21 protein-coding genes, 1 tRNA gene and 1 pseudogene are annotated in these 23498 nt (G+C 62.3%); 20 read left to right on the forward strand and 3 right to left on the reverse strand.

Going from position 1 to position 23498, the window contains the following annotated elements; translation table 11 throughout:
* The 6 genes and pseudogenes from LB568_RS32450 to LB568_RS32475 all read left to right on the forward strand — a co-directional run.
* Nucleotides 1–84, forward strand: a pseudogene (locus LB568_RS32450) (elongation factor Tu); the annotation flags it as partial.
* A 163-nt stretch (nucleotides 85–247) separates the two neighbouring features.
* Nucleotides 248–1918 (forward strand): hypothetical protein, encoded by a 1671-nt coding sequence (locus LB568_RS32455; protein ID WP_041164246.1) that lies wholly within the window; start codon nucleotides 248–250, stop codon nucleotides 1916–1918.
* 89 nt (nucleotides 1919–2007) lie between these two features.
* Nucleotides 2008–2493, forward strand: a complete 486-nt coding sequence (locus LB568_RS32460) for a group II truncated hemoglobin (RefSeq protein ID WP_013895716.1) — start codon at nucleotides 2008–2010, stop codon at nucleotides 2491–2493.
* A 31-nt stretch (nucleotides 2494–2524) separates the two neighbouring features.
* Nucleotides 2525–3079, forward strand: a complete 555-nt coding sequence (locus LB568_RS32465) for a putative glycolipid-binding domain-containing protein (RefSeq protein WP_224732311.1) — start codon at nucleotides 2525–2527, stop codon at nucleotides 3077–3079.
* Nucleotides 3080–3164: 85 nt separating this feature from the next.
* Nucleotides 3165–3240, forward strand: a tRNA-Trp gene (locus LB568_RS32470).
* A 98-nt stretch (nucleotides 3241–3338) separates the two neighbouring features.
* Entirely contained in the window at nucleotides 3339–3926 is a 588-nt protein-coding gene (locus LB568_RS32475; protein ID WP_013895714.1) for a cation transporter, read from the forward strand.
* Nucleotides 3927–3983: 57 nt separating this feature from the next.
* On the opposite strand, the gene LB568_RS32480 is transcribed toward LB568_RS32475, so the two are convergent.
* A complete protein-coding gene (locus LB568_RS32480) occupies nucleotides 3984–4460 on the reverse strand; it encodes a gamma-glutamylcyclotransferase family protein (RefSeq protein ID WP_013895713.1) in 477 nt (158 codons plus the stop codon).
* Between the two features lie 168 nt (nucleotides 4461–4628).
* On the opposite strand from LB568_RS32480, the gene LB568_RS32485 reads away from it, so the two are divergent.
* The 10 genes from LB568_RS32485 to LB568_RS32530 all read left to right on the forward strand — a co-directional run bounded on the left by LB568_RS32485 (nucleotide 4629) and on the right by LB568_RS32530 (nucleotide 18251).
* Nucleotides 4629–4856, forward strand: a complete 228-nt coding sequence (locus LB568_RS32485; RefSeq protein ID WP_224732312.1) for a hypothetical protein — start codon at nucleotides 4629–4631, stop codon at nucleotides 4854–4856.
* A gap of 314 nt (nucleotides 4857–5170) precedes the next feature.
* Nucleotides 5171–5374, forward strand: a complete 204-nt coding sequence (gene secE / locus LB568_RS32490) for a preprotein translocase subunit SecE (RefSeq protein WP_013895711.1) — start codon at nucleotides 5171–5173, stop codon at nucleotides 5372–5374.
* A 27-nt stretch (nucleotides 5375–5401) separates the two neighbouring features.
* Entirely contained in the window at nucleotides 5402–5929 is a 528-nt protein-coding gene (gene nusG, locus LB568_RS32495) for a transcription termination/antitermination protein NusG (protein ID WP_013895710.1), read from the forward strand.
* Between the two features lie 188 nt (nucleotides 5930–6117).
* Entirely contained in the window at nucleotides 6118–6546 is a 429-nt protein-coding gene (gene rplK, locus LB568_RS32500) for a 50S ribosomal protein L11 (protein WP_010909262.1), read from the forward strand.
* A 4-nt stretch (nucleotides 6547–6550) separates the two neighbouring features.
* A complete protein-coding gene (gene rplA, locus LB568_RS32505; RefSeq protein WP_013895709.1) occupies nucleotides 6551–7249 on the forward strand; it encodes a 50S ribosomal protein L1 in 699 nt (232 codons plus the stop codon).
* A 373-nt stretch (nucleotides 7250–7622) separates the two neighbouring features.
* Nucleotides 7623–8141, forward strand: coding sequence for a 50S ribosomal protein L10 (gene rplJ, locus LB568_RS32510; RefSeq protein ID WP_013895708.1), 519 nt, complete (start codon nucleotides 7623–7625; stop codon nucleotides 8139–8141).
* 54 nt (nucleotides 8142–8195) lie between these two features.
* Nucleotides 8196–8573 carry a 50S ribosomal protein L7/L12 gene (gene rplL / locus LB568_RS32515; RefSeq protein WP_006202136.1) on the forward strand — a complete coding sequence of 126 codons (378 nt, stop codon included), beginning with the start codon at nucleotides 8196–8198 and terminating at the stop codon, nucleotides 8571–8573.
* Between the two features lie 264 nt (nucleotides 8574–8837).
* Nucleotides 8838–12974 carry a DNA-directed RNA polymerase subunit beta gene (rpoB, locus tag LB568_RS32520; RefSeq protein ID WP_224732313.1) on the forward strand — a complete coding sequence of 1379 codons (4137 nt, stop codon included), beginning with the start codon at nucleotides 8838–8840 and terminating at the stop codon, nucleotides 12972–12974.
* A gap of 150 nt (nucleotides 12975–13124) precedes the next feature.
* Nucleotides 13125–17321, forward strand: a complete 4197-nt coding sequence (gene rpoC / locus LB568_RS32525; RefSeq protein ID WP_013895706.1) for a DNA-directed RNA polymerase subunit beta' — start codon at nucleotides 13125–13127, stop codon at nucleotides 17319–17321.
* A 264-nt stretch (nucleotides 17322–17585) separates the two neighbouring features.
* Nucleotides 17586–18251: an O-methyltransferase gene (locus LB568_RS32530; RefSeq protein ID WP_224732314.1), complete on the forward strand. Its 666-nt coding sequence runs from the start codon at nucleotides 17586–17588 to the stop codon at nucleotides 18249–18251.
* Between the two features lie 164 nt (nucleotides 18252–18415).
* On the opposite strand, the gene LB568_RS32535 is transcribed toward LB568_RS32530, so the two are convergent.
* Both LB568_RS32535 and LB568_RS32540 read right to left on the reverse strand, forming a co-directional pair.
* Nucleotides 18416–19342, reverse strand: coding sequence for a Gfo/Idh/MocA family protein (locus tag LB568_RS32535; RefSeq protein WP_140576879.1), 927 nt, complete (start codon nucleotides 19340–19342; stop codon nucleotides 18416–18418).
* Nucleotides 19343–19509: 167 nt separating this feature from the next.
* Nucleotides 19510–19791, reverse strand: coding sequence for a hypothetical protein (locus LB568_RS32540; RefSeq protein WP_013895703.1), 282 nt, complete (start codon nucleotides 19789–19791; stop codon nucleotides 19510–19512).
* Nucleotides 19792–20263: 472 nt separating this feature from the next.
* Here LB568_RS32540 and rpsL point away from each other — a divergent pair, with 472 nt between their 5' ends.
* The 4 genes from rpsL to LB568_RS32560 form a co-directional block, all read left to right on the forward strand.
* Nucleotides 20264–20635, forward strand: coding sequence for a 30S ribosomal protein S12 (rpsL, locus tag LB568_RS32545; RefSeq protein ID WP_006333356.1), 372 nt, complete (start codon nucleotides 20264–20266; stop codon nucleotides 20633–20635).
* Between the two features lie 71 nt (nucleotides 20636–20706).
* Complete coding sequence (gene rpsG / locus LB568_RS32550) at nucleotides 20707–21177, forward strand: 30S ribosomal protein S7 (RefSeq protein ID WP_008875664.1); 471 nt, start codon at nucleotides 20707–20709, stop codon at nucleotides 21175–21177.
* Nucleotides 21178–21206: 29 nt separating this feature from the next.
* Nucleotides 21207–23297: an elongation factor G gene (fusA, locus tag LB568_RS32555; protein ID WP_013895702.1), complete on the forward strand. Its 2091-nt coding sequence runs from the start codon at nucleotides 21207–21209 to the stop codon at nucleotides 23295–23297.
* Between the two features lie 67 nt (nucleotides 23298–23364).
* Nucleotides 23365–23498, forward strand: a 134-nt coding sequence (locus tag LB568_RS32560; protein WP_263497365.1) for a GTP-binding protein, incomplete at its 3' end; no start/stop codon positions are given.

Below are 23498 nucleotides of genomic sequence, written 5' to 3' on the forward strand. Positions count from 1 at the left end.
GCCATGGAAGAGAAGCTGCGCTTCGCCATCCGTGAAGGCGGCCGCACCGTCGGTGCCGGCATCGTCGTCACCATCAAGGAATAATCGATCCGGCTACTGCCGGTCAGATAAGAAAAGGGCGGTCTTCGGGCCGCCCTTTTTGTTTCCATCATGGCCGCGTGAGAGGCGCATTTGCCGGCCGCTGAAAGCTGTTGCAAGCGCCATCGCCGCAACTAGTATAGGTTGCACCGAGGGAGCTTGGCCAAGAGTGGTTCCAGGGCGTCGTTTCGATGGACAGGCATGGTGGTTGCGGGCGCTGGCCCGCCTCGTGCTGTTGCTTGCCGTGGCGCTGCCTGTCTGTGCGGCTCAGGCCGAGGAGGAGCAGCCGGATATCCCGCCGATGCGGTTCGCCGTCGTGCGCAGCAGTGCGCCGGGCTGCGAGCCCAACTGTCCGGAATGGATATCGGCGGAAGGCACCATCGAGGCTGGCACGCCGGCCTTGTTCAAGCGCGCACTCAAGACGCTCGCCGGCCGGCAACTGCCGGTCGTCGTCAATTCCCCCGGCGGCAATGTCGACGCGGCGCTGACGCTTGGCCGGCTGATCCGCAAGAACAAGCTCGATGCCGCCGTCGGCACGACCGTCTTCACCGGCTGCGAGCCGCGGATGAAGAACTGCACGGACAAGGACGGCAAGAACAAGGACGGTAAGGCAGCCGGCTATTTCGGCATGGCCTATGACAGCGGCGCCATGTGCAATTCGGCCTGTCCGCTGATGTTTTCCGGCGGTGTCCGCCGCGTGGTCGGCGATTTCGCCTATCTCGGTGTCCACCAGATCACAACCACCTTCCAGCGGACGAGGCTGGTCTACCGGACCACCTACCGGATCGTGAACGGCAAGAAGAAGATCATCAGCACCAGGATCGTCAGCCGAAAGAACGCCGGCAGCTACAAGACCTACGAAATGAGCAAGGGGGTCGAGAAACGCCTTGCCGCCTATCTGAAGGAAATGGGCGTCGACCAGGACGTGCTCGAGACGATGAAGCAGACGCAGGCCAGCGACATCCGGCAGATTGCCCTCGATGCCATGCTGCGCATGAAACTCGTCACCAGCCTGGACAGCGTCGATGTCATGACCGGGGGGACCGTCTGCAGGCTGGAGCAGCCGCAGGCGAACTGCCGGCAGGTACCGGCAGGCAAGGACACCGCCGGCGCCCCGACCGCCGGGGCCAGGCCTGCCGTGCCTCAGCCGGCTGAAGGCATGCCGCCGAAGGAAGCGGATATGCGCTTCGTGCTTGTGCGCGGCAGCAATCCGCTGTGCAATCCCGACTGCCCGGAATGGATCTCCGCCGAAGGGTCGATCACCGCACAGACGCCGGAAAGGCTGCGCCAGGCGCTCGATGCCGCCGGTGGGCGGCGGCTGCCGATCGTGATCAGCTCGCGAGGCGGCGATGTCGACGGCGCTCTCGCCGTCGGCAGGACGATCCGGGAGCATAAGCTCGATGTCGTCGTCGCCCGCACGGATTTCGTCGACTGCGGTCCCTCCCTGGACTGCCTGGCCAGGGATGGCGCCCACACCGGGCTGACCATCGATACGGAAGGTGAATGCGCCTCGGTCTGTCCGATCGTGGTCGCCGGCGGCATCAGGCGCCTGATTGGGCCGGATGCGCGCCTCAGCGTGCAGGCGCTCGGACAGGAGGAGAAGGTCAAGGCGTATCTTGAGGAGATGGCGATCGGGCCTGGCCTGTTCGAGGCCATGCAGCGCTCATCGGGCCAAACGCAGCTCGATCGAGACACGGCGCTGAGGCTCGGGCTGGCGACCGGGCGTCAGTCCGCCGACGAACTGACAGGTGCCACCATATGCAGGGCGGCAGCGAAACCGGACAATTGCAGGGTTACGCCGTCAGCCAATGCCGAAGCCGAGACGCCGGCGAAACTGTAGTCGCGCAGGCTGGCTGGCCATCGGGGCAGGTTGAGCAGAGCGAGGGCTTTCCGCTATTGTTCTCGGGCAGCCAGGACAGGTGAACTCTGATGCGCAAGAACGTCCCGACACTCTACGAATGGGCCGGCGGCAGCGAGGCGCTGAACCGGCTGACGCAGACCTTCTATGACAAGGTGGCGCAGGATCCGATCGTCGGGCCGGTGTTCAAGACCATGTCGCCCGACCATCCCGCCCATGTCGCCGCTTTCATCGGCGAGGTTTTCGGCGGGCCGAAAACCTATAGCGAACAGCATGGCGGGCACCGCGAAATGGTCATGCATCACCTGGGCAAGCATCTGACTGAGGAACAGCGCCGCCGCTGGATCAACCTCCTGGCAGACGCCGCCGATGCCGTCGGCCTGCCCGACGATCCCGAATTCCGTTCAGCCTTCATGGGCTATGTGGAGTGGGGATCGCGGCTGGCCAAGATGAATTCCAATCTCGGCGAGACCTGCGACCCGGAAACCGAACCGATGCCGACCTGGGGCTGGGGTGTGCCTGGCGGACCCTACACGCCGCCTGATGCCAAATCATGACCGGCAAAGCCTGCCGAGAGCTGCTGGAGCAATGACTGCCGAGGCATTCAAGATCGTGCGCTGGCGCGAGTGGGAAGGCCCCGGCCTCGAACATCTTGTGCTGCGCGAGCGGGCCGGCGAGGTGTTGGCCGATTCCGTCGTCATTTGCTCCGGCCAAACGCCTTTCGCCGTCCGCTATCGCATAAGCTGCGACGCGAACTGGCGCGCCAGGAGCGTCACGGTCGACATGATCGGTAGCGAACGGACGCTGGTTCTTGCCTCTGACGGCGATGGCCACTGGGCCCGGGACGGCATGCCCGTGCCGGAGCTCGACGGTGTCTTCGACCCGGACCTCACCGTGACGCCGTTCACCAACACGCTGCCGATCCGGCGCTTGCGGCTTTCCACCGGGCAAAGTGCCGAGATCACCACCGCTTTCGTCGATTTCCCCGCGCTCACGGTGGTGAGCAACCCGCAGCGCTACTCATGTCTCGAAGAGGGCAAGCGGTACCTCTATGAATCGCGCGCCAGCGACTTCAAGCGGGAACTCGAGATCGACGATGACGGGCTGGTCGTCAGCTATCCCGATTTCTGGCAAAGGGGATGAAGGCGCGTTTGCCTGCAAACCGCTCTTTACAGACAGCGCGGAAGCTTTTAGGAAGCCCCTGCTGCTGCGCCGAGGCGCACACGATACGGGCATAGCTCAGTTGGTAGAGCGGCGGTCTCCAAAACCGCAGGTCGTAGGTTCGAGCCCTGCTGCCCGTGCCATTTTCCAAAATGGCCATCCGAACGATATTTGCTGCTGGCCTTGGAAAATCGGCGAACCGCTGGTGGCCGGACATGCTAAATCGTGAGAAGGTTTGGATATGGAAGCCCATAGCGCGCTCCGCCGTATTGTCCTGCTCGTCGCACTTCTGAACCTGAGCTATTTTGGCATCGAGTTCGCCGTGGCGCTCGCCATCGGATCGGTGTCGTTGTTCGCCGACAGCATCGACTTTCTGGAAGATGCCTCGGTCAACCTTCTCATTCTGCTCGCGCTGGGCTGGTCGATGCGCGCCCGCTCGCGGGTCGGCATGGCGCTGGCGCTTATCCTGCTTGTGCCGGGCGTGGCGACCCTCTGGACGGCGTGGGAAAAATTCAACGCGCCGGTGCCGCCTCAAGCCTTCGCCCTGTCGCTGACAGGTCTGGGTGCACTCGCGGTCAATCTCTCCTGTGCCTACATGCTCGCCGCCTACCGGCACCACGGCGGCAGCCTGACGCGGGCGGCATTCCTGTCGGCACGCAATGACGCATTCGCCAACATTGCCATTATTGCTGCCGGGCTGATGACGGCTTTCGTATGGCGATCGGCGTGGCCAGATTTGCTGGTGGGTTTGGGGATTGCGGCCTTGAATGCCGACGCCGCCCGCGAAGTGTGGGAAGCTGCGCGTCAAGAGCGCCGGGCAGCCGCTTGATTGCCGCCGTGACGACAATTTGGGCGATATCATGAGCGCCTTTTTACGGTTGGCAGATCAACCGGATACGATCCCGACATACTCACCCAGCGCGTCGAGCATGGCGAGATAGGGGGCGGGCAACCCATGGTGCCGGCCGCCATCGCGCATCAGTGCTAAATACTCGGCATTTGGGGGAGGGGGATTTTCCTGCCGCTCAGCGACATAGGTCTGCATTTCGGTGGGCTCGCCACCCATGGTCACCACTATCGTCATCCGGTTATAGCGGTTCTCGCCCGCGGGTCGGCTGGCTTCGTATCCCTCCTCCCGATCGAGACGGACCACGTCATCGGGCGTCAACCGGTAGACAACGCCCCATACCACCCCGTCGTGAACCGGCTCTATGGACGATACTCCGCACCCGCGATTCTTTGACAGCCGCGGAAAACAGAGCCGATGGCTCGGCAACATGCCGATGCCCACGACCTGGTGGCCAGGGCAGCGCTTTGCGATCTGCAGCGGGTCCATGTTCGATCCGTAGGCGAAATATAGCATTGGGACACCCTCGAAAGGCCTAGCAGGGCTGCTGATGAAATACTCATTTGGCTTTCAGAATGGCTTCGCCGCCGTTGGGATAGGCAATGTGATCTTGAGCGAGCCGTCGTCGAGCAAGTTCGGCGGAGCCATCGCCAATAACCTCGCCATCCGTCGAAGCCAGCTTATGTGAAGAACACCATCTTATCGGGCCATATCGGTGCTGTCCCTTCCGCATTGAATGGCATCCGCGAAATTCTCGCTTATCCTGCTTGTGCGCATGTGAGCATAAGGTGGCGCCTTGCCAACCGCGGCCGCGCCTCCATTCCCGCCGTCGGCCGTAGTTCGGCTGAAAAGGGCCAGTTTCCGTCACACGAATGCCCTGCGCGCATCGATATTTTGCGGGTCGGCCTTTGAAAATCGGCGACCCGCTTGCCATATTAGCCTGATTGGGGCATAAGGCAGCCATAGCCGGGACGGAACGACTGGATGGTTCCGAGGCGGTGTTTGGTCATAAAGCGGACACTTGCCACTTGCGTGGATCAAGAATCGGTTTTATGTAGACAGAACAGACACGCGACGCGTGGAGCTGGGAAGCCGGCTTTACGCGTCTGATTTGCATGGGCGAAATGGTTGCGCTGATTCGGCGCGACTCTGGGCTCAGGCGGCAAGTCCCGGTCAGCGGGATCATCCAGGGGGCCCGGCCAACGGGTCTTGAAGACAGGCGGCATATGGCTTCGAAAACCACAAATCCTTTCGTCTTTCTCCAGCAGGTCCGCTCGGAGACAGCCAAGGTGACTTGGCCGTCGCGTCGCGAGACCATGATCTCGACGGTGATGGTTCTGGCCTTCGCTGTGATTGCGATGGTCTTTTTCTTCACCGCCGATCAGCTCATGGGCTTTGCGGTCGAACAGATTCTGGGCATTGGACGTTAAGTCCGGCGATTACGGAGAAGTCTAAAAATGACTGCGCGCTGGTACATCGTCCACGCTTATTCGAACTTTGAAAAGAAGGTCGCCGAGGACATCGAGAACAAGGCCAAGCAGAAGGGCCTGTCCGCCGATATCGAGCAGATCGTGGTGCCGACCGAGAAGGTCGTCGAAGTTCGCCGTGGCCGCAAGGTCGATGCCGAGCGCAAGTTCTTTCCGGGCTATGTGCTCCTGAAGGCCAATTTGACCGATGCGGTGTTCTCGCTGGTCAAGAACACGCCGAAGGTCACCGGCTTTCTCGGCGACTCCAAGCCGGTGCCGATCACCGAGGCCGAGGCGCAGCGCATCCTGAACCAGGTCCAGGAAGGCGTCGAACGGCCGAAGCCGTCGGTCACCTTCGAGATCGGCGAGGCGATCCGCGTTTCGGATGGTCCGTTCGCGTCGTTCAACGGTTTCGTCCAGGAAGTGGACGAGGAGCGGGCTCGGCTCAAGGTGGAAGTTTCGATCTTCGGGCGCGCCGTGCCTGTCGATCTGGAATTCGGACAGGTCGAAAAGGGCTGATCCGAAATCCCCGATGTTGGACCGGCGACGCCGGTCGGCGATCGGGGGAGGCGGCGCACAAGCGCGCGGCCTCGAGAACGGTGGGAGGCGAATGCGGCTTTAGCCGGCCGCGCGAACCGCACCACCAGACTGCAACCGCCGGGTTTCCCAGATAGTGGATGCCGGCATAGACAAAGGCAGGAAAAGAGATGGCTAAGAAAATTGCAGGCCAGCTCAAGCTCCAGGTCTCCGCGGGTTCGGCTACGCCGTCGCCCCCGATCGGCCCGGCGCTTGGTCAGCGCGGCATCAACATCATGGAGTTCTGCAAGGCGTTCAACGCGCAGACCCAGGAAATGGAAAAGGGATCGCCGGTTCCGGTCGTCATCACCTACTATCAGGATAAGTCATTCACCTTCGTCATGAAGACGCCGCCGGTGAGCTATTTCCTGAAGAAGGCAGCGAACCTGAAGTCGGGCTCGAAGGAGCCGGGCAAGGTCAAGGCTGGCACCGTTTCGCGCGACAAGGTTCGCGAAATCGCGACTGCCAAGATGAAGGATCTGAACGCAAACGACGTCGAAGCGGCCATGCGCATGGTCGAGGGCTCCGCCCGCTCGATGGGTCTGGAAGTGGTGGGCTGAGATCATGGCAAAGATTGCAAAGCGTGTATCGAAGACCCGCGAAGGCATCGATCCCAACAAGGCTTACGCCCTGGGTGATGCGCTGAAGCTGCTCAAGGACCGTTCCACGGTCAAGTTCGACGAGACCATCGAAGTCGCCATGAACCTCGGCGTCGACCCGCGCCATGCCGACCAGATGGTCCGCGGCGTGGTCAACCTGCCGAACGGTACCGGCCGCTCGGTTCGCGTCGCCGTGTTTGCCCGTGGCGACAAGGCCGAGGAAGCTAAGGCCGCCGGCGCCGACATCGTCGGAGCCGAGGATCTGGTCGACATCGTCCAGAAGGGCACGATCGATTTCGATCGCTGCATCGCCACGCCGGACATGATGCCGCTCGTCGGCCGTCTCGGCAAGGTGCTCGGCCCGCGCGGCATGATGCCGAACCCGAAGGTCGGCACCGTCACCACCGACGTCGCCGCCGCCGTCAAGGCATCGAAGGGCGGCGCGGTCGAGTTCCGCGTCGAGAAGGCCGGCATCGTTCATGCCGGCGTCGGCAAGGTCTCGTTCGACGTCAAGGCGCTGGAAGAGAACATCCGCGCCTTCGCCGACGCGGTGACCAAGGCAAAGCCGGCTGGCGCCAAGGGCAATTACGTCAAGAAGGTGTCGGTCACCTCGACGATGGGCCCGGGCCTCAAGCTCGACGTCTCGACGCTCGCAGCGTCCTGATACGACCATTTGGATCGTCTTCCAAGAGACTGATCCGCAAGTGAATTCCGGGCCTCCGACGTGTCGGCGGCCCGGTGCCGGAAGCCGAAAGGCTTCCGGACATCCTGTCCGAGATTGCAGGCGGCCCAAAAGCCTTAATTCATGTGGGCCTGCATGAGACGGGTGAAGACCTGACAACGGAGCAAGTGCTCCAATGAAAGGTTCGAACCGTGTTTGCCTTTTGTCTGCGCATCGTCGGCTTGGCCGCCGGTGTGGCGAAAGGGGGCAGGATCCTCGAGCGTCGTTCGGGAGATCCGTTACTGGATGGCCCGGCCGGCAAAGGCAACCCGACGCCTGTCCTATTTTAGGGGCAGGGGTCAACTGGAGATAGGCAGTGGACAGAGCGGAAAAACGCGAACTCGTCACGGGCCTGAACGATGCGTTTGCAAGCGCAGGTTCAGTGGTCGTGGCCCACTATGCCGGTATCACCGTCGCGCAAATGAACGACCTTCGGTCGAAAATGCGCGCCGCCGGTGGCACCGTTAAAGTCGCGAAGAACCGTCTCGCCAAAATCGCTCTTCAGGGCACGGACTCCGCATCGATCATCGAGCTGTTCAAGGGACAGACGCTGATTGCTTATTCGGAGGATCCGATTGCGGCGCCGAAGGTCGCGTCCGATTTCGCCAAGGGAAATGACAAGCTCGTCATTCTCGGCGGCGCAATGGGCACCACCTCGCTCAATGCCGACGGTGTGAAGGCACTCGCCACACTTCCGTCGCTCGATGAGCTGCGCGCCAGGCTGGTTGGCATGATCGCCACGCCGGCAACCCGGATCGCCCAGATCGTCAATGCGCCAGCGGCCTCGGTCGCGCGCGTCATCGGCGCTTACGCCCGGAAGGACGAGGCGGCATGAGGCCGTTCCTCGCTATCACAAACACACGTTCGAACCTTATGAAGGAATACAACAATGGCTGATCTCGCAAAGATCGTAGACGACCTTTCGAAGCTGACCGTCCTCGAGGCGGCCGAGCTGTCGAAGCTTCTGGAAGAAAAGTGGGGCGTTTCGGCTGCTGCTCCGGTGGCGGTTGCCGCTGCTGGCGGCGCTGCTGCTGCCGCTGCTCCGGTCGAGGAAAAGACGGAATTCGACGTCGTCCTCACCGACGCTGGCGCTCAGAAGATCAACGTCATCAAGGAAGTCCGCGCCATCACCGGTCTTGGCCTCAAGGAAGCCAAGGATCTGGTCGAAGCGGCTCCGAAGCCGGTCAAGGAAGGCGTTTCCAAGGCCGACGCTGACAAGTTCAAGGCCCAGCTGGAAGCAGCCGGCGCCAAGGTCGACCTGAAGTAAGCGTAAAAGCGGCGGGCGGCCTCGCGCCGTCCGCCACTCCCCTCACCTGGAGGGGAGGACGCGTAACGCGAGATGTACGAGAACCTCTTTCCTGAGGGCCCGAACAGGCCTTCAGGAAACGGGTTTTCTCCCGTTTCGGCCGGCCGCCGCCAAGCAATTGGTTGTGGCTGCCGGAGAACAGACAGAGGGCCGCCGCCCAGGCGGCTCGGTATGCAAGGCGAGCCGCGGCGAGGCTCGTCCCGAGTTTAGAGCTAAGGAGCGACGATGGCCCAGACCCAGACTTTCAATGGCCGCAGACGCGTACGCAAGTTCTTCGGAAAGATCCCGGAAGTTGCGGAGATGCCGAACCTGATCGAGGTTCAAAAGGCATCCTATGACCAGTTCCTGATGGTGGACGAGCCCAAGGGCGGACGTCCGGACGAGGGACTGCAGGCCGTTTTCAAGTCGGTCTTCCCGATCTCCGATTTTTCTGGCTCCTCGATGCTGGAGTTCGTGAAGTACGAGTTCGAAGGACCGAAATTCGACGTTGACGAATGCCGTCAGCGCGACCTGACCTATGCCGCGCCGCTGAAGGTGACGCTGCGCCTCATCGTGTTCGATATCGACGAGGATACCGGCGCCAAGTCGATCAAGGACATCAAGGAGCAGGACGTCTACATGGGCGACATGCCGCTCATGACCTTGAACGGCACCTTCATCGTCAACGGCACCGAGCGCGTCATCGTCTCGCAGATGCACCGTTCGCCGGGCGTCTTCTTCGACCATGACAAGGGCAAGTCGCACTCGTCGGGCAAGCTTCTGTTTGCCGCGCGCGTCATTCCCTATCGCGGCTCGTGGCTCGACATCGAGTTCGATTCCAAGGACGTCGTGCACGCCCGTATCGACCGCCGCCGCAAGATTCCGGTGACGTCGCTGCTGATGGCACTCGGCATGGACGGCGAAGAGATCCTGTCGACCTTCTACAACAAGATCACCTACAAGCGCGCCGGCGACCACTGGCGCATTCCGTTCAACGTCGAGCGTTTCCGCGGCCTCAAGGCCGTCGGCGACCTGGTCGACGCTGATACGGGCGAGGTCGTTGTCGAAGCCGGCAAGAAGATCACCGCCCGTCAGGCCAGAGCGCTTGGCGAAAAGGGTCTCAAGGCGATCAAGGCGACCGACGAGGATCTGCTCGGCAACTACCTGGCCGAGGACATCGTCAACTACGCAACCGGCGAGATCTTCCTCGAAGCCGGTGACGAGATCGATGAAAAGACTCTCAAAGTGCTTCTCGGCACGGGCGAGAACGAGATCAAGGTCCTCGACATCGACCATGTCAATGTCGGCGCCTATATCCGCAACACGCTCAACGTCGACAAGAACGAAAGCCGCCAGGACGCGCTGTTCGACATCTATCGTGTCATGCGCCCCGGCGAGCCGCCGACGCTCGAGACCGCCGAAGCCATGTTCAACTCGCTGTTCTTCGACAGCGAGCGCTATGATCTGTCGGCCGTCGGCCGCGTCAAGATGAACATGCGCCTCGAACTCAAGGCCGAGGACACCGTGCGCGTCCTGCGCAAGGACGACATCCTGGCCGTGGTCAGGACGCTTGTCGAACTGCGCGACGGCAAGGGCGAGATCGACGACATCGACAATCTCGGCAATCGCCGCGTGCGCTCGGTCGGCGAGCTGATGGAGAACCAGTACCGCGTCGGCCTGCTGCGTATGGAGCGCGCGATCAAGGAGCGTATGTCCTCGATCGAGATCGACACGGTGATGCCGCAGGACCTGATCAACGCCAAGCCGGCGGCCGCCGCCGTGCGCGAGTTCTTCGGTTCCTCGCAGCTGTCGCAGTTCATGGACCAGACCAACCCGCTGTCGGAGATCACCCACAAGCGTCGCCTGTCGGCGCTTGGACCGGGCGGTCTGACCCGCGAGCGCGCCGGCTTCGAGGTGCGCGACGTGCACCCGACGCATTACGGCCGCATCTGCCCGATCGAGACGCCGGAAGGCCCGAATATCGGTCTGATCAACTCGCTGGCCACTTTCGCACGTGTCAACAAGTACGGCTTCATCGAGAGCCCGTACCGCAAGATCGTCGACGGCAAGCTGACCAATGACGTCGTCTATCTCTCGGCGATGGAAGAAGCCAAGCACCACGTCGCGCAGGCCAACGCCGAGCTCGACAAGAATGGCGGCTTCGTCGACGAGTTCGTCATTTGCCGCAGCGCCGGCGAAGTGATGATGGCGCCGCGCGAAAACGTCGACTTGATGGACGTGTCGCCGAAGCAGATGGTGTCGGTGGCCGCGGCCCTGATCCCGTTCCTGGAAAACGACGACGCCAACCGCGCTCTGATGGGCTCGAACATGCAGCGTCAGGCCGTGCCGCTGGTGCGCGCCGAAGCGCCGTTCGTCGGCACCGGCATGGAGCCGATCGTCGCCGGCCCCCCCGCCCCCCCCCGCGGCCCCCGCCGCGGCGGCATCGTCGACCAGGTGGACGCGACGCGTATCGTCATTCGCGCCACCGAGGATCTCGATCCGGGCAAGTCCGGCGTCGATATCTACCGGCTGATGAAGTTCCAGCGTTCGAACCAGAACACCTGTATCAACCAGCGTCCGCTGGTGCGCATGGGTGACCGGGTCAACAAGGGCGACATCATCGCCGACGGTCCGTCGACCGAGCTCGGCGATCTGGCGCTCGGCCGCAACGTGCTGGTCGCGTTCATGCCGTGGAACGGCTACAACTACGAGGACTCGATCCTGCTCTCCGAGCGCATCGTCGCCGACGACGTCTTCACCTCGATCCATATCGAGGAGTTCGAGGTCATGGCGCGCGATACCAAGCTCGGTCCGGAGGAAATCACGCGCGACATTCCGAACGTTTCGGAAGAAGCGCTGAAGAACCTCGACGAAGCCGGCATCGTCTACATCGGCGCGGAAGTGCAGCCTGGCGATATCCTGGTCGGCAAGATCACGCCGAAGGGCGAAAGCCCGATGACGCCGGAAGAGAAGCTTCTGCGCGCCATCTTCGGTGAAAAGGCCTCCGACGTGCGCGACACCTCGATGCGCATGCCTCCGGGCACCTTCGGCACCGTCGTCGAGGTGCGCGTGTTCAATCGCCACGGTGTGGAGAAGGACGAGCGCGCCATGGCGATCGAGCGCGAGGAGATCGAACGCCTCGCCAAGGACCGTGACGACGAGCAGGCCATCCTGGACCGCAACGTCTACGCGCGCCTTTCCGACGTCCTCGTCGGCAAGGAAGCGATTGCTGGACCGAAGGGCTTCAAGAAGGGCTCGACGCTGTCCAAGGATACGCTCGACGAGTATCCGCGTTCGCAGTGGTGGCAGTTTGCCGTGGAGAACGAAAAGCTCCAGAGCGAACTGGAAGCCCTGCGTGGCCAGTACGACGACTCCAAGAAGGCGCTCGAGCAGCGCTTCATGGACAAGGTCGAGAAGGTGCAGCGCGGCGACGAAATGCCTCCGGGCGTCATGAAGATGGTCAAGGTCTTCGTGGCCGTGAAGCGCAAGATGCAGCCGGGCGACAAGATGGCCGGCCGTCACGGCAACAAGGGTGTCGTGTCGCGCATCGTTCCGGTCGAGGACATGCCTTTCCTCGAGGACGGCACGCATGCCGATATCGTGCTCAACCCGCTGGGTGTGCCGAGCCGCATGAATGTCGGTCAGATCCTGGAAACGCATCTGGGCTGGGCTTGCGCGGGCATGGGCAAGAAGATCGGCGAGCTGATCGACACGTACAAGGCGGCCGGTGATATCAAGCCGCTGCGCAAGACGCTCGAGAGCTTCATGCCGGCCAACGACCGCAACGAGCCGGTCCGCGAGTATGACGACGAGAGCATTGTTCGCCTCAGCGAGCAGATGCGCCGCGGCGTCTCGATCGCGACCCCGGTGTTCGACGGCGCGCACGAGGCTGACATCAACATCATGCTGGAGCAGGCGGGCCTGCATACCAGCGGTCAGTCGCAGCTCTATGACGGACGCACCGGCGAGCCGTTCGATCGCAAGGTGACGATGGGCTATATCTACATGCTCAAGCTTCACCACCTGGTGGACGACAAGATCCACGCGCGTTCGATCGGTCCGTACTCGCTCGTCACCCAGCAGCCGCTGGGCGGCAAGGCGCAGTTCGGTGGCCAGCGCTTCGGCGAGATGGAGGTCTGGGCGCTGGAAGCCTATGGCGCCGCCTACACGCTGCAGGAAATGCTGACGGTGAAGTCGGACGACGTCGCCGGCCGCACCAAGGTCTACGAGGCGATCGTCCGCGGCGACGACACCTTCGAGGCCGGCATCCCGGAGAGCTTTAACGTGCTCGTCAAGGAAATGCGGTCTCTCGGCCTCAATGTCGAGTTGGAGAACACCAAGCTCGATGACAACCCGATCCGGCTGCCCGATGCTGCCGAATAGGGGCGCGGCCGAGTAAGACCAAGATATGGCGCGTCGCGGAAGCTTGCGACGCGCCTACCAAATTCGACGGCCAGTGGCCGACAAAGACGGCGGGCGTTTGGTCCGCGTTAGATGCAAGGGGTTTTCGAGGACCCCGAAAAGGAGAACGGCATGAACCAAGAGGTCATGAATCTCTTCAATCCGCAGGCGCCTGCGCAGGTGTTCGATTCCATCCGGATCTCGCTTGCCAGCCCTGAGAAGATTCTGTCCTGGTCGTTCGGCGAGATCAAGAAGCCGGAGACCATCAACTACCGCACCTTCAAGCCGGAGCGTGACGGTCTGTTCTGCGCGCGCATTTTTGGCCCGATCAAGGACTACGAGTGCCTGTGCGGCAAGTACAAGCGCATGAAGTACAAGGGCGTCATCTGCGAAAAGTGCGGCGTCGAAGTCACGCTGTCGCGCGTTCGCCGCGAGCGCATGGGCCATATCGAGCTCGCCGCTCCCGTCGCCCATATCTGGTTCCTGAAGTCGCTGCCCTCGCGCATCGGCACGCTGCTCGATATGACCCTGAAGGACATCGAGCGCGTCCTGTACTTCGAGAACTACATCGTCACCGAGCCTGGCCTCACCGCGCTGAAGGAGCACCAGCTGCTCAGCGAGGAAGAGTACATGATCGCCGTCGACGAGTATGGCGAGGATAGTTTCACCGCCATGATCGGCGCCGAGGCCATTCACGACCTCCTGGCCGGCATGGACTTGGAGAAGATCGCAGGCGACCTGCGTTCGGAACTGGCTTCGACCACGTCCGAGCTGAAGCAGAAGAAGTATCTGAAGCGGCTCAAGGTCGTCGAGAACTTCATGGAATCCGGCAACCGTCCGGAATGGATGATCATGAAGGTGGTTCCGGTGATTCCGCCGGACCTGCGTCCGCTCGTCCCGCTGGACGGTGGCCGTTTCGCCACGTCCGACCTGAACGACCTCTATCGCCGCGTCATCAACCGCAACAACCGTCTGAAGCGGCTGATCGAGTTGCGGGCGCCGGGCATCATCGTGCGCAATGAAAAGCGCATGCTGCAGGAAGCCGTCGATGCGCTGTTCGACAACGGCCGTCGCGGCCGCGTCATCACCGGCGCCAATAAGCGTCCGCTGAAGTCGCTGTCCGACATGCTCAAGGGCAAGCAGGGCCGGTTCCGCCAGAACCTGCTCGGCAAGCGCGTCGACTATTCCGGCCGTTCGGTCATCGTGACCGGTCCGGAGCTCAAGCTGCACCAGTGCGGCCTGCCGAAGAAGATGGCGCTCGAACTGTTCAAGCCCTTCATCTACGCCCGTCTCGACGCCAAGGGTTACTCCTCGACCGTCAAGCAGGCGAAGAAGCTGGTCGAGAAGGAGCGTCCGGAGGTCTGGGATATCCTCGACGAGGTCATCCGCGAGCATCCGGTGCTGCTGAACCGCGCGCCGACGCTGCACCGCCTCGGCATCCAGGCGTTCGAGCCGATCCTGATCGAAGGCAAGGCGATCCAGCTGCATCCGCTGGTCTGCACGGCCTTCAACGCCGACTTCGACGGCGACCAGATGGCGGTCCACGTGCCGCTGTCCCTGGAAGCGCAGCTTGAAGCCCGCGTGCTGATGATGTCGACCAACAACATCCTGCACCCGGCTTCCGGCGCGCCGATCATCGTGCCGTCGCAGGACATGGTTCTGGGTCTCTACTATCTCTCGATCGTCAACCAGAACGAGCCGGGCGAGGGCATGGTGTTTGCCGACATGGGCGAACTCCAGCACGCGCTCGAGACCAAGGCGGTGACGCTGCACGCCAAGATCAAGGGTCGCTTCCGCACGGTCGACGCCGAAGGCAAGGTCGTGTCGAAGATCCACGACACCACGCCTGGCCGCATGATCATCGGCGAACTTCTGCCGAAGAACGTCAATGTGCCGTACGAGACCGCAAACCAGGAGATGACCAAGAAGAACATCTCCAAGATGATCGACACCGTCTACCGCCACTGCGGTCAGAAGGAGACGGTCATTTTCTGCGATCGCATCATGGCGCTCGGTTTCGCTCACGCCTGCCGTGCCGGCATTTCGTTCGGCAAGGACGACATGCTGATCCCGGACTCCAAGATCAAGCTGGTGTCGGACACCGAGGCTTTGGCCAAGGAATACGAGCAGCAGTACAATGACGGCCTGATCACCCAGGGCGAGAAGTACAACAAGGTCGTCGACGCCTGGGCCAAGTGCTCGGAAAAGGTCGCCGACGAAATGATGGCCCGCATCAAGGCCGTGGAGTTCGAGGACAATGGCCGTCAGAAGCCGATGAACTCGATCTACATGATGTCGCACTCCGGTGCGCGTGGCTCGCCCACGCAGATGCGCCAGCTCGCCGGCATGCGCGGCCTGATGGCCAAGCCGTCGGGTGAAATCATCGAGACGCCGATCATCTCGAACTTCAAGGAAGGCCTGACCGTGCTCGAGTACTTCAACTCGACCCACGGCGCCCGCAAGGGTCTGGCCGACACCGCCTTGAAGACGGCGAACTCGGGTTACCTCACCCGTCGTCTCGTCGACGTGGCGCAGGACTGCATCGTCAACTCCGTGGATTGCGGCACCGACAAGGGCCTCACCATGCAGCCGATCGTCGATGCCGGTCAGGTTGTCGCTTCGGTCGGCCAGCGCGTGCTGGGCCGCACCTCGCTCGACGACATCAACCATCCGGTGACCGGCGACCTGCTGGTCAAGGCCGGAACGCTGATGGACGAGCGTGACGTGGAGCAGATCGAAAAGGCCGGCGTCCAGTCGGTCCGCATCCGCTCGGCACTGACCTGCGAGGTCAGGGTTGGCGTGTGCGCGGTCTGCTACGGACGCGATCTGGCCCGCGGTACCCCGGTCAACCAGGGTGAAGCAGTTGGCGTCATCGCGGCGCAGTCGATCGGTGAGCCGGGCACCCAGCTCACCATGCGTACCTTCCACATGGGCGGTACCGCGCAGGTGGTGGATAGCTCGTTCCTTGAAGCCTCCTACGAGGGCAAGGTCGAGATCCGCAACCGCAACGTGGTGCGCAACTCCGACGGCCAGCAGATGGTCATGGGCCGCAACATGGCGGTCCTGATCCTCGACGAAGCCGGCAAGGAGCGCGCCACGCACCGCGTCACCTATGGTTCGCGTATCTTCGTGGACGATGGCGACAAGGTGAAGCGCGGCCAGCGTATCGCCGAGTGGGATCCGTATACCCGCCCGGTCCTCACCGAAATCGAGGGCAAGGTGTCGTACGAGGATCTGGTCGACGGCATTTCCGTCCAGGAAACGGCCGACGAATCGACCGGCATCACCAAGCGTGAGGTCATCGACTGGCGTTCGACGCCACGCGGCAACGACCTCAAGCCGGCGATTGCGATCCTGGATGCCAAGGGCAAGGTCGGCAAGCTGTCGAAGGGCGGCGACGCCCGCTTCCTGCTCTCGGTCGAGGCCATTCTCTCGGTCGAGCCGGGTGCGCAGGTTCGTCCCGGCGACGTCCTGGCGCGTATCCCGATGGAAAGCGCCAAGACCAAGGACATCACCGGCGGTCTGCCGCGTGTTGCCGAACTGTTCGAGGCCCGTCGTCCGAAGGATCACGCCATCATCGCCGAGATCGATGGCACGATCCGCTTCGGCCGCGACTACAAGAACAAGCGCCGCATCATCATCGAGCCGCATGACTCGACGCTCGAGCCGGTCGAATACCTGATCCCGAAGGGCAAGCCGTTCCATCTCCAGGACGGCGACGTCATCGAGAAGGGCGACTATATCCTCGACGGCAATCCGGCGCCGCACGACATCCTGGCGATCAAGGGCGTGGAGGCACTTGCTTCCTACCTCGTCAACGAAATCCAGGAGGTCTACCGCCTGCAGGGCGTGTCGATCAACGACAAGCACATCGAGGTGATCGTTCGCCAGATGCTGCAGAAGGTCGAGATCACCACGCAGGGCGACTCGACCTACATTCCGGGCGACCACGTCGACGTGATCGAGCTGGAAGAGGTCAACGAGCGCCTGATCGAGGACGGCAAGAAGCCGGCCGAAGGTCAGCCGGTGCTGCTCGGCATCACCAAGGCCTCGCTGCAGACGCCGTCCTTCATCTCGGCCGCCTCCTTCCAGGAGACGACCAGGGTGCTGACGGAAGCCGCGGTTGCCGGCAAGACCGACATGCTGCAGGGCTTGAAGGAAAACGTCATCGTCGGCCGGCTGATCCCGGCCGGTACCGGCGGCACGATGAGCCAGATCCGGCGCATCGCCACCTCGCGCGACGAACTCATCATCGACGAGCGCCGCAAGGCCTCCGGTGTGGAAGTCGCCGAGCCGATGCTGGCCGACATGACAACCGCCGCGCAGTAAGCGCGGCGGCAGCAATTCCAGGAAAAGTGTAAAACGGTTTTCCGTCCGGAATTGCCAAAATAAGGATAGAGCGGTTCAACGTTTCCATGAAACGATGAACCGCTCTTGGAAATCTCAGGCAACAAGACCGCCGGGGCAACCCGGCGGCCTTTTTGTTTGTTCGGGGTTTGATGTTGGGTATTCATATTCATGGCAGCTTTTCGCCCGGGGTGCCTAGCGGCATCCTTTCGCGTTTTGGCTTTCAATGGATCGGAGATTAAAACGATGAGCAAGAAGACCTGGGCTGCTGTCGACGACTACATCGTCGATGCCCTGTTCGAGGCGGATCCCGCCCTCGATGCCGTTCTGGCGGCCAATCATGACCAAGGCCTGCCGGCGATCGACGTATCGCCGGCGCAAGGCAAGCTGCTTTCAATTCTGGCGCGCATGAAAGGGGCAAGAAAAATCCTCGAGATCGGCACGCTGGGCGGCTATTCGACGATCTGGATGACGCGCGCATTGCCTGCCGACGGTAAGGTCGTGACGCTTGAACTCGACCCGCATCACGCCAAGGTCGCGCGGTCGAATTTTGAGCGGGCAGGGGTGTCGGAGCGGGTCGACCTGCGGGTCGGGCCGGCGCTTCAGTCGCTCGCCGAGCTGAGCGCCGAGAATGCCGGGCCGTTCGATCTCATCTTCATCGACGCCGACAAGCCGAACAATCCGAATTATCTGTCATGGGCGATGCGGCTGTCGCGCTCAGGAACCGTCATCGTCTGTGACAACGTCATCCGTGACGGCGCGGTGCTCGACGAGGACGGTCGTGATCCCAATGTCGAAGGCGCACGCGCCGCCTTCTCCTTCATCGGCGGCGACAAGCGGCTGGACGGAACCGCCATCCAGACCGTCGGTGCCAAGGGCTATGACGGTTTTGCGATCGCGATCGTCGAATGATCCCAGAGGGAAGCCGCATCGACGAGCGTTGGCTGCAATAGGTTCGCGCCCTTCCTCTACCCCGTCGATCGGGGGAGAGGTGGCTCGGCGTAGCCGAGACGGAGTGGGGGTCGACCTGGCACGAGCATTCAAGCCATGTCCGCGATCCCGTCGCGGTGCACAAATCAGTCGAAAAACGCCTCGACCACATTGCGCTTGCCCAGCATGAAGGCATCGGCGACATGCTGCAGCGGCGCGAGGTCGACATCCGAGGCGCCTGCACGCACGATCTCGGCGAAGCGCTTGTAGAGCATCGGATATTCGGCTTCGGGCTCTTCGTGAACGATCTTGCCGTCGATGGCGAGCTTCGAGCCGCCACCGGAAAGCACCATCTTGCCGGCATCCGTGTCAGCCAGGATGTCCCAGCTTTGCGGACCGGTCTGCAGCCAGTCGAGTTCCATCGTCACCGGCAATCCGTTCGAGGTGCGGAAGGCGACTTGCGCGGCGACCGGGGCGGCACGGTTTTCGGGAAAATCGAGAACCGCCGAGGTGATGAACATCGCCGGCAGGATGTGGGTCGCGATCGACAGCGCGTTGATGCCGGGATCGAAGACGCCGAAGCCGCCTGGCTGCCAGATCCAGTCCTGGTTCGGGTGCCAGCGGCGCACGTCTTCCTTCCAGACGATCGCCGCCGAGCGGATCCGGGTCGATGCGAGAAAGCTCCGCGCTTCCTCCACCGCCGGCGCATAGCGCGAATGCCAGCTGGCGAAGAGGGTAACGCCCTGTCTCGCCGCCAGCGCCTTCAGGTCCTCGACCTCGCTGACCGTGGCGCCCGGAGGCTTTTCCAGGAAGACATGCTTCTTGGCCTCGAGCGCGGTGCGCGCGGCATCGTAGCGGAATTGCGGCGGCATGCAGAGCGAGACGGCGTCCAGTTCCGGCACCGCGTCGAGCATCGCCTCGATGGCAGGAAAATTCGGGATGCCGTCGACCTTGCCATGCCGGCTGGCGGCGGCGGTGAGTCGGTAATCCTGGTCTTTCGCCAGGGCCGGCAGGTGCTGGTCGCGGACGATCTTGCCGACGCCGACGATGCCAATCTTGATGGGCTGGGACACGGTCGCTCCGTCTGTTGGGTGATGATCAGCGCTTCTTATCAGAACACTTGCCCCGAACAAGCCAGCGGTGGACGGTCAGTCCCAGCTTTGCCGGACTGCAGCGCCCAACTTTTTTCTTTCGCCGGAAGGGGCTGGCGGCGATTCGAAAGGCGAGGGGTGCCTGATTCTCAGATCGGCTCCTCGAAGGTCACGATCGACACTTCGCCTTCGAGCGCGCCTTGATAGGCTGACAGATGCGGCTCGTCGTCGGGCACGCCGTCCATGTCACCGATCTGGTCGAGCTCGGCCTCGGCGTAACCCTCAGCCGCGAGCGATTCGAGCGCTTTGCGCACAGCCGAATCGTCGTCGGGTGCGACCAGCATGACATGCACGCCTTCCACTTTGCCGCCCTTCCGCTTCCACACCCGGCCGGTGATGATGGTCACTGGGCGTTCGTCATTGTCGTTCACGAGCTGATTCCTCTTTGCAAGGGATGGCGAGGGGGCTTCGGTCGCTCATGCCGCCTTTTCGCATGAAGCAAGGGCGCGCAAAAGCCAAAAGCCGGTCACTTTCTTCCTTGCCATTGCAAAATGGCGAAAGAAAATTACATGCGGTTTTCGCATGGCTGCCAAGCCTCGGCTTCGATGCAATATTTGCCACGCCGGGGTTGACGGTTCGCGGGCTTACGAGTAGAAGCCGGCCAGTCAGAACCGATGTGAGGCTCTCCTTTCCGAAGCGACACGCTTTGGAGTTTGCCTCAAACAGGGTTCGTTTTACGAGCGAAAAGACATTTCCGGCGTGCACGAAGCGGCTTCCGCTTCCTCTGCCATTTGTTCGGGCAAGACCGCGAGGCGCGGTTTGTGGCCCGAATTTGCGTATGGAAATGACGCTTTGAGCGGCCCTGACCGGGCGAGACACGGAATTGAGAGACAAGAGGGTTTAATGCCTACCGTCAACCAGCTGATCCGCAAGCCGCGCATTGCGCCGGTGAAGCGCAACAAGGTCCCGGCCATGCAGCAGAACCCGCAGAAGCGGGGCGTCTGCACGCGCGTCTACACGACGACGCCGAAGAAGCCGAACTCGGCGCTGCGCAAGGTGGCCAAGATCCGCCTGACCAATGGTTTTGAAGTGATCGGTTACATCCCCGGCGAAGGTCACAACCTTCAGGAACACTCCGTGGTGATGATCCGCGGCGGCCGCGTCAAGGATCTTCCGGGCGTTCGCTACCACATCATCCGCGGCGTGCTCGACACGCAGGGCGTGAAGAACCGCAAGCAGCGCCGTTCGAAGTACGGCGCCAAGCGTCCGAAGTAAGGCGTCCGAAGTAAGATTTTCCGGCTCTGGCGCTCCAATGCGTCGGGCTACGAGATTGAGAGACAAAAGCCATGTCGCGTCGTCACAGTGCAGAAAAGCGTGAGATCAACCCGGATCCGAAGTTCGGCGATCTGATCGTCACCAAGTTCATGAACGCCGTCATGTATGACGGCAAGAAGTCGGTTGCCGAGACCATCGTCTACGGCGCGCTCGACCAGGTTCAGTCGAAGACCAAGCAGGAGCCGGTCACCGTCTTCCATCAGGCGCTCGACAATGTCGCGCCGCATGTGGAAGTGCGTTCGCGCCGCGTCGGCGGTGCGACCTACCAGGTTCCGGTCGATGTGCGCCCCGAGCGTCGTCAGGCGTTGGCCATCCGTTGGCTGATCGCCGCCGCGCGCAACCGCAACGAGACCACGATGGTCGACCGCCTCTCTGGCGAGCTGATGGACGCGGCCAACAACCGCGGCACGGCCGTCAAGAAGCGTGAAGACACCCACAAGATGGCTGAAGCCAACCGCGCTTTCGCGCACTACCGCTGGTAAAGCGCGAACGAGACTGAGAGGCAGCTACGATGGCCCGCGAATACAAAATCGAAGATTACCGCAATTTCGGTATCATGGCGCATATTGACGCCGGCAAGACGACGACCACCGAGCGCGTCCTCTATTATACGGGCAAGTCGCACAAGATCGGCGAAGTCCACGACGGCGCTGCCACCATGGATTGGATGGAGCAGGAGCAGGAGCGCGGCATCACCATCACGTCCGCCGCGACCACGACCTTCTGGAAGGGTCGCGACGGCAAGATGCACCGCTTCAACATCATCGACACCCCCGGACACGTCGACTTCACCATTGAAGTCGAGCGTTCGCTGCGCGTGCTCGACGGCGCCATCGCGCTGCTCGACGCCAACGCCGGTGTTGAGCCGCAGACGGAAACGGTCTGGCGCCAGGCCGACAAGTACAAAGTTCCGCGCATGATCTTCTGCAACAAGATGGACAAGATCGGCGCCGACTTCTACCGCTCGGTCGAGATGATCGGCTCGCGCCTCGGTGCGCAGGCTGTCGTCATGCAGCTGCCGATCGGCGCCGAGATCGACTTCAAGGGCGTCGTCGATCTCGTGGAAATGAATGCGCTTGTCTGGCGCGACGAGACGCTGGGCGCTGCCTGGGACGTCGTCGAGATCCCGGAAGACCTCAAGGCCCGTGCCGAGGAATACCGCGAGAAGATGATCGAAGCCGCCGTCGAAATGGACGAGACGGCTCTCGAGAACTACCTCGAAGGCAAGATGCCGTCGAATGACGAGATCCGTTCGCTGATCCGCAAGGGCACGATCGCGGTCAAGTTCTACCCGATGTTCTGCGGCTCGGCCTTCAAGAACAAGGGCGTGCAGCCGCTGCTCGACGCCGTTGTCGAATACCTGCCGTCGCCCGCCGACGTGCCCGCCATCAAGGGTGTGGACGCCAAGACCGATGCCGAGATCGAGCGTCATGCGGACGATAACGAGCCGCTGTCGATGCTCGCCTTCAAGATCATGAACGACCCGTTCGTCGGGTCGTTGACCTTCGCCCGCATCTATTCGGGCAAGCTCACCAAGGGCATCTCGGTCGACAACACCGTCAAGGGCAAGAAGGAGCGCATCGGCCGCATGCTGCAGATGCATGCGAATTCGCGCGCCGACGTCGAAGAAGCTTTCGCCGGCGACATCGTCGCTCTGGCTGGCCTGAAGGACACGACCACCGGCGACACGCTGTGCGATCCGCTGCATCCGGTCATCCTCGAGCGCATGGAATTCCCCGATCCGGTCATCCAGATCGCCATCGAGCCGAAGACCAAGAACGACCAGGAGAAGATGGGCCTCGCCCTTCATCGCCTGGCTGCCGAGGATCCGTCCTTCCGCGTCAAGACCGACGAGGAAAGCGGCCAGACCATCATCTCCGGCATGGGCGAACTGCACCTCGACATCATCGTCGACCGCATGCGCCGCGAGTTCAAGGTGGAAGCCAATGTCGGCGCTCCGCAGGTGGCTTATCGCGAGACGATCACCCGCAGGTTTGAGCAGGACTACACGCACAAGAAGCAGACCGGCGGTACCGGTCAGTTCGCCCGCGTCAAGGTTGTGTTCGAGCCGAATGCGGAAGGCGAGGACTTCGTGTTCGAGTCCAAGATCGTCGGCGGCGCGGTGCCGAAGGAATACATCCCGGGCGTCGAAAAGGGCATCCAGAGCGTCATGGGCGCCGGTCCGTTCGCGGGCTTCCCGATGATCGGCGTCAGGGCGACGCTCATCGACGGCGCCTACCACGACGTCGACTCCTCGGTTCTGGCCTTCGAAATCGCGTCCCGTGCGTGTTTCCGTGAAGCGGCACCCAAGCTTGGCGTGCAGCTGCTCGAGCCGATCATGAAGGTCGAGGTCGTGACGCCGGAAGATTATGTCGGCAGCGTCATTGGCGATCTGAACGGCCGTCGTGGCCAGATCCAGGGCCAGGAAGCGCGCGGCGTGGCTGTCGTCATCAACGCGATGGTGCCGCTCGCCAACATGTTCAAGTACGTCGACAACCTGCGCTCGATGAGCCAGGGCCGTGCGGCCTACACGATGCAGTTCGATCACTACGAGCCGGTCCCGACCGCGGTCGCCCAGGAAGTCCAGAAGAAATACGCGTAACTCGAAAGAGCTGCCGCGGTAACGCAATTCAAAGCCCGCACGGGCGAGCAGGAAATGGAGACATCACATGGCAAAAGGTAAATTCGAGCGCACTAAGCCTCATGTGAACATCGGCACGATCGGCCACGTCGATCATGGCAAGACGTCGCTGACGGCGGCGATCACGAAGTATTTTGGCGAATACAAGCGCTACGACCAGAT

Source organism: Mesorhizobium sp. B263B2A (genome assembly GCF_020165775.1).
Classification (GTDB): Bacteria; Pseudomonadota; Alphaproteobacteria; order Rhizobiales; family Rhizobiaceae; genus Mesorhizobium; species Mesorhizobium opportunistum.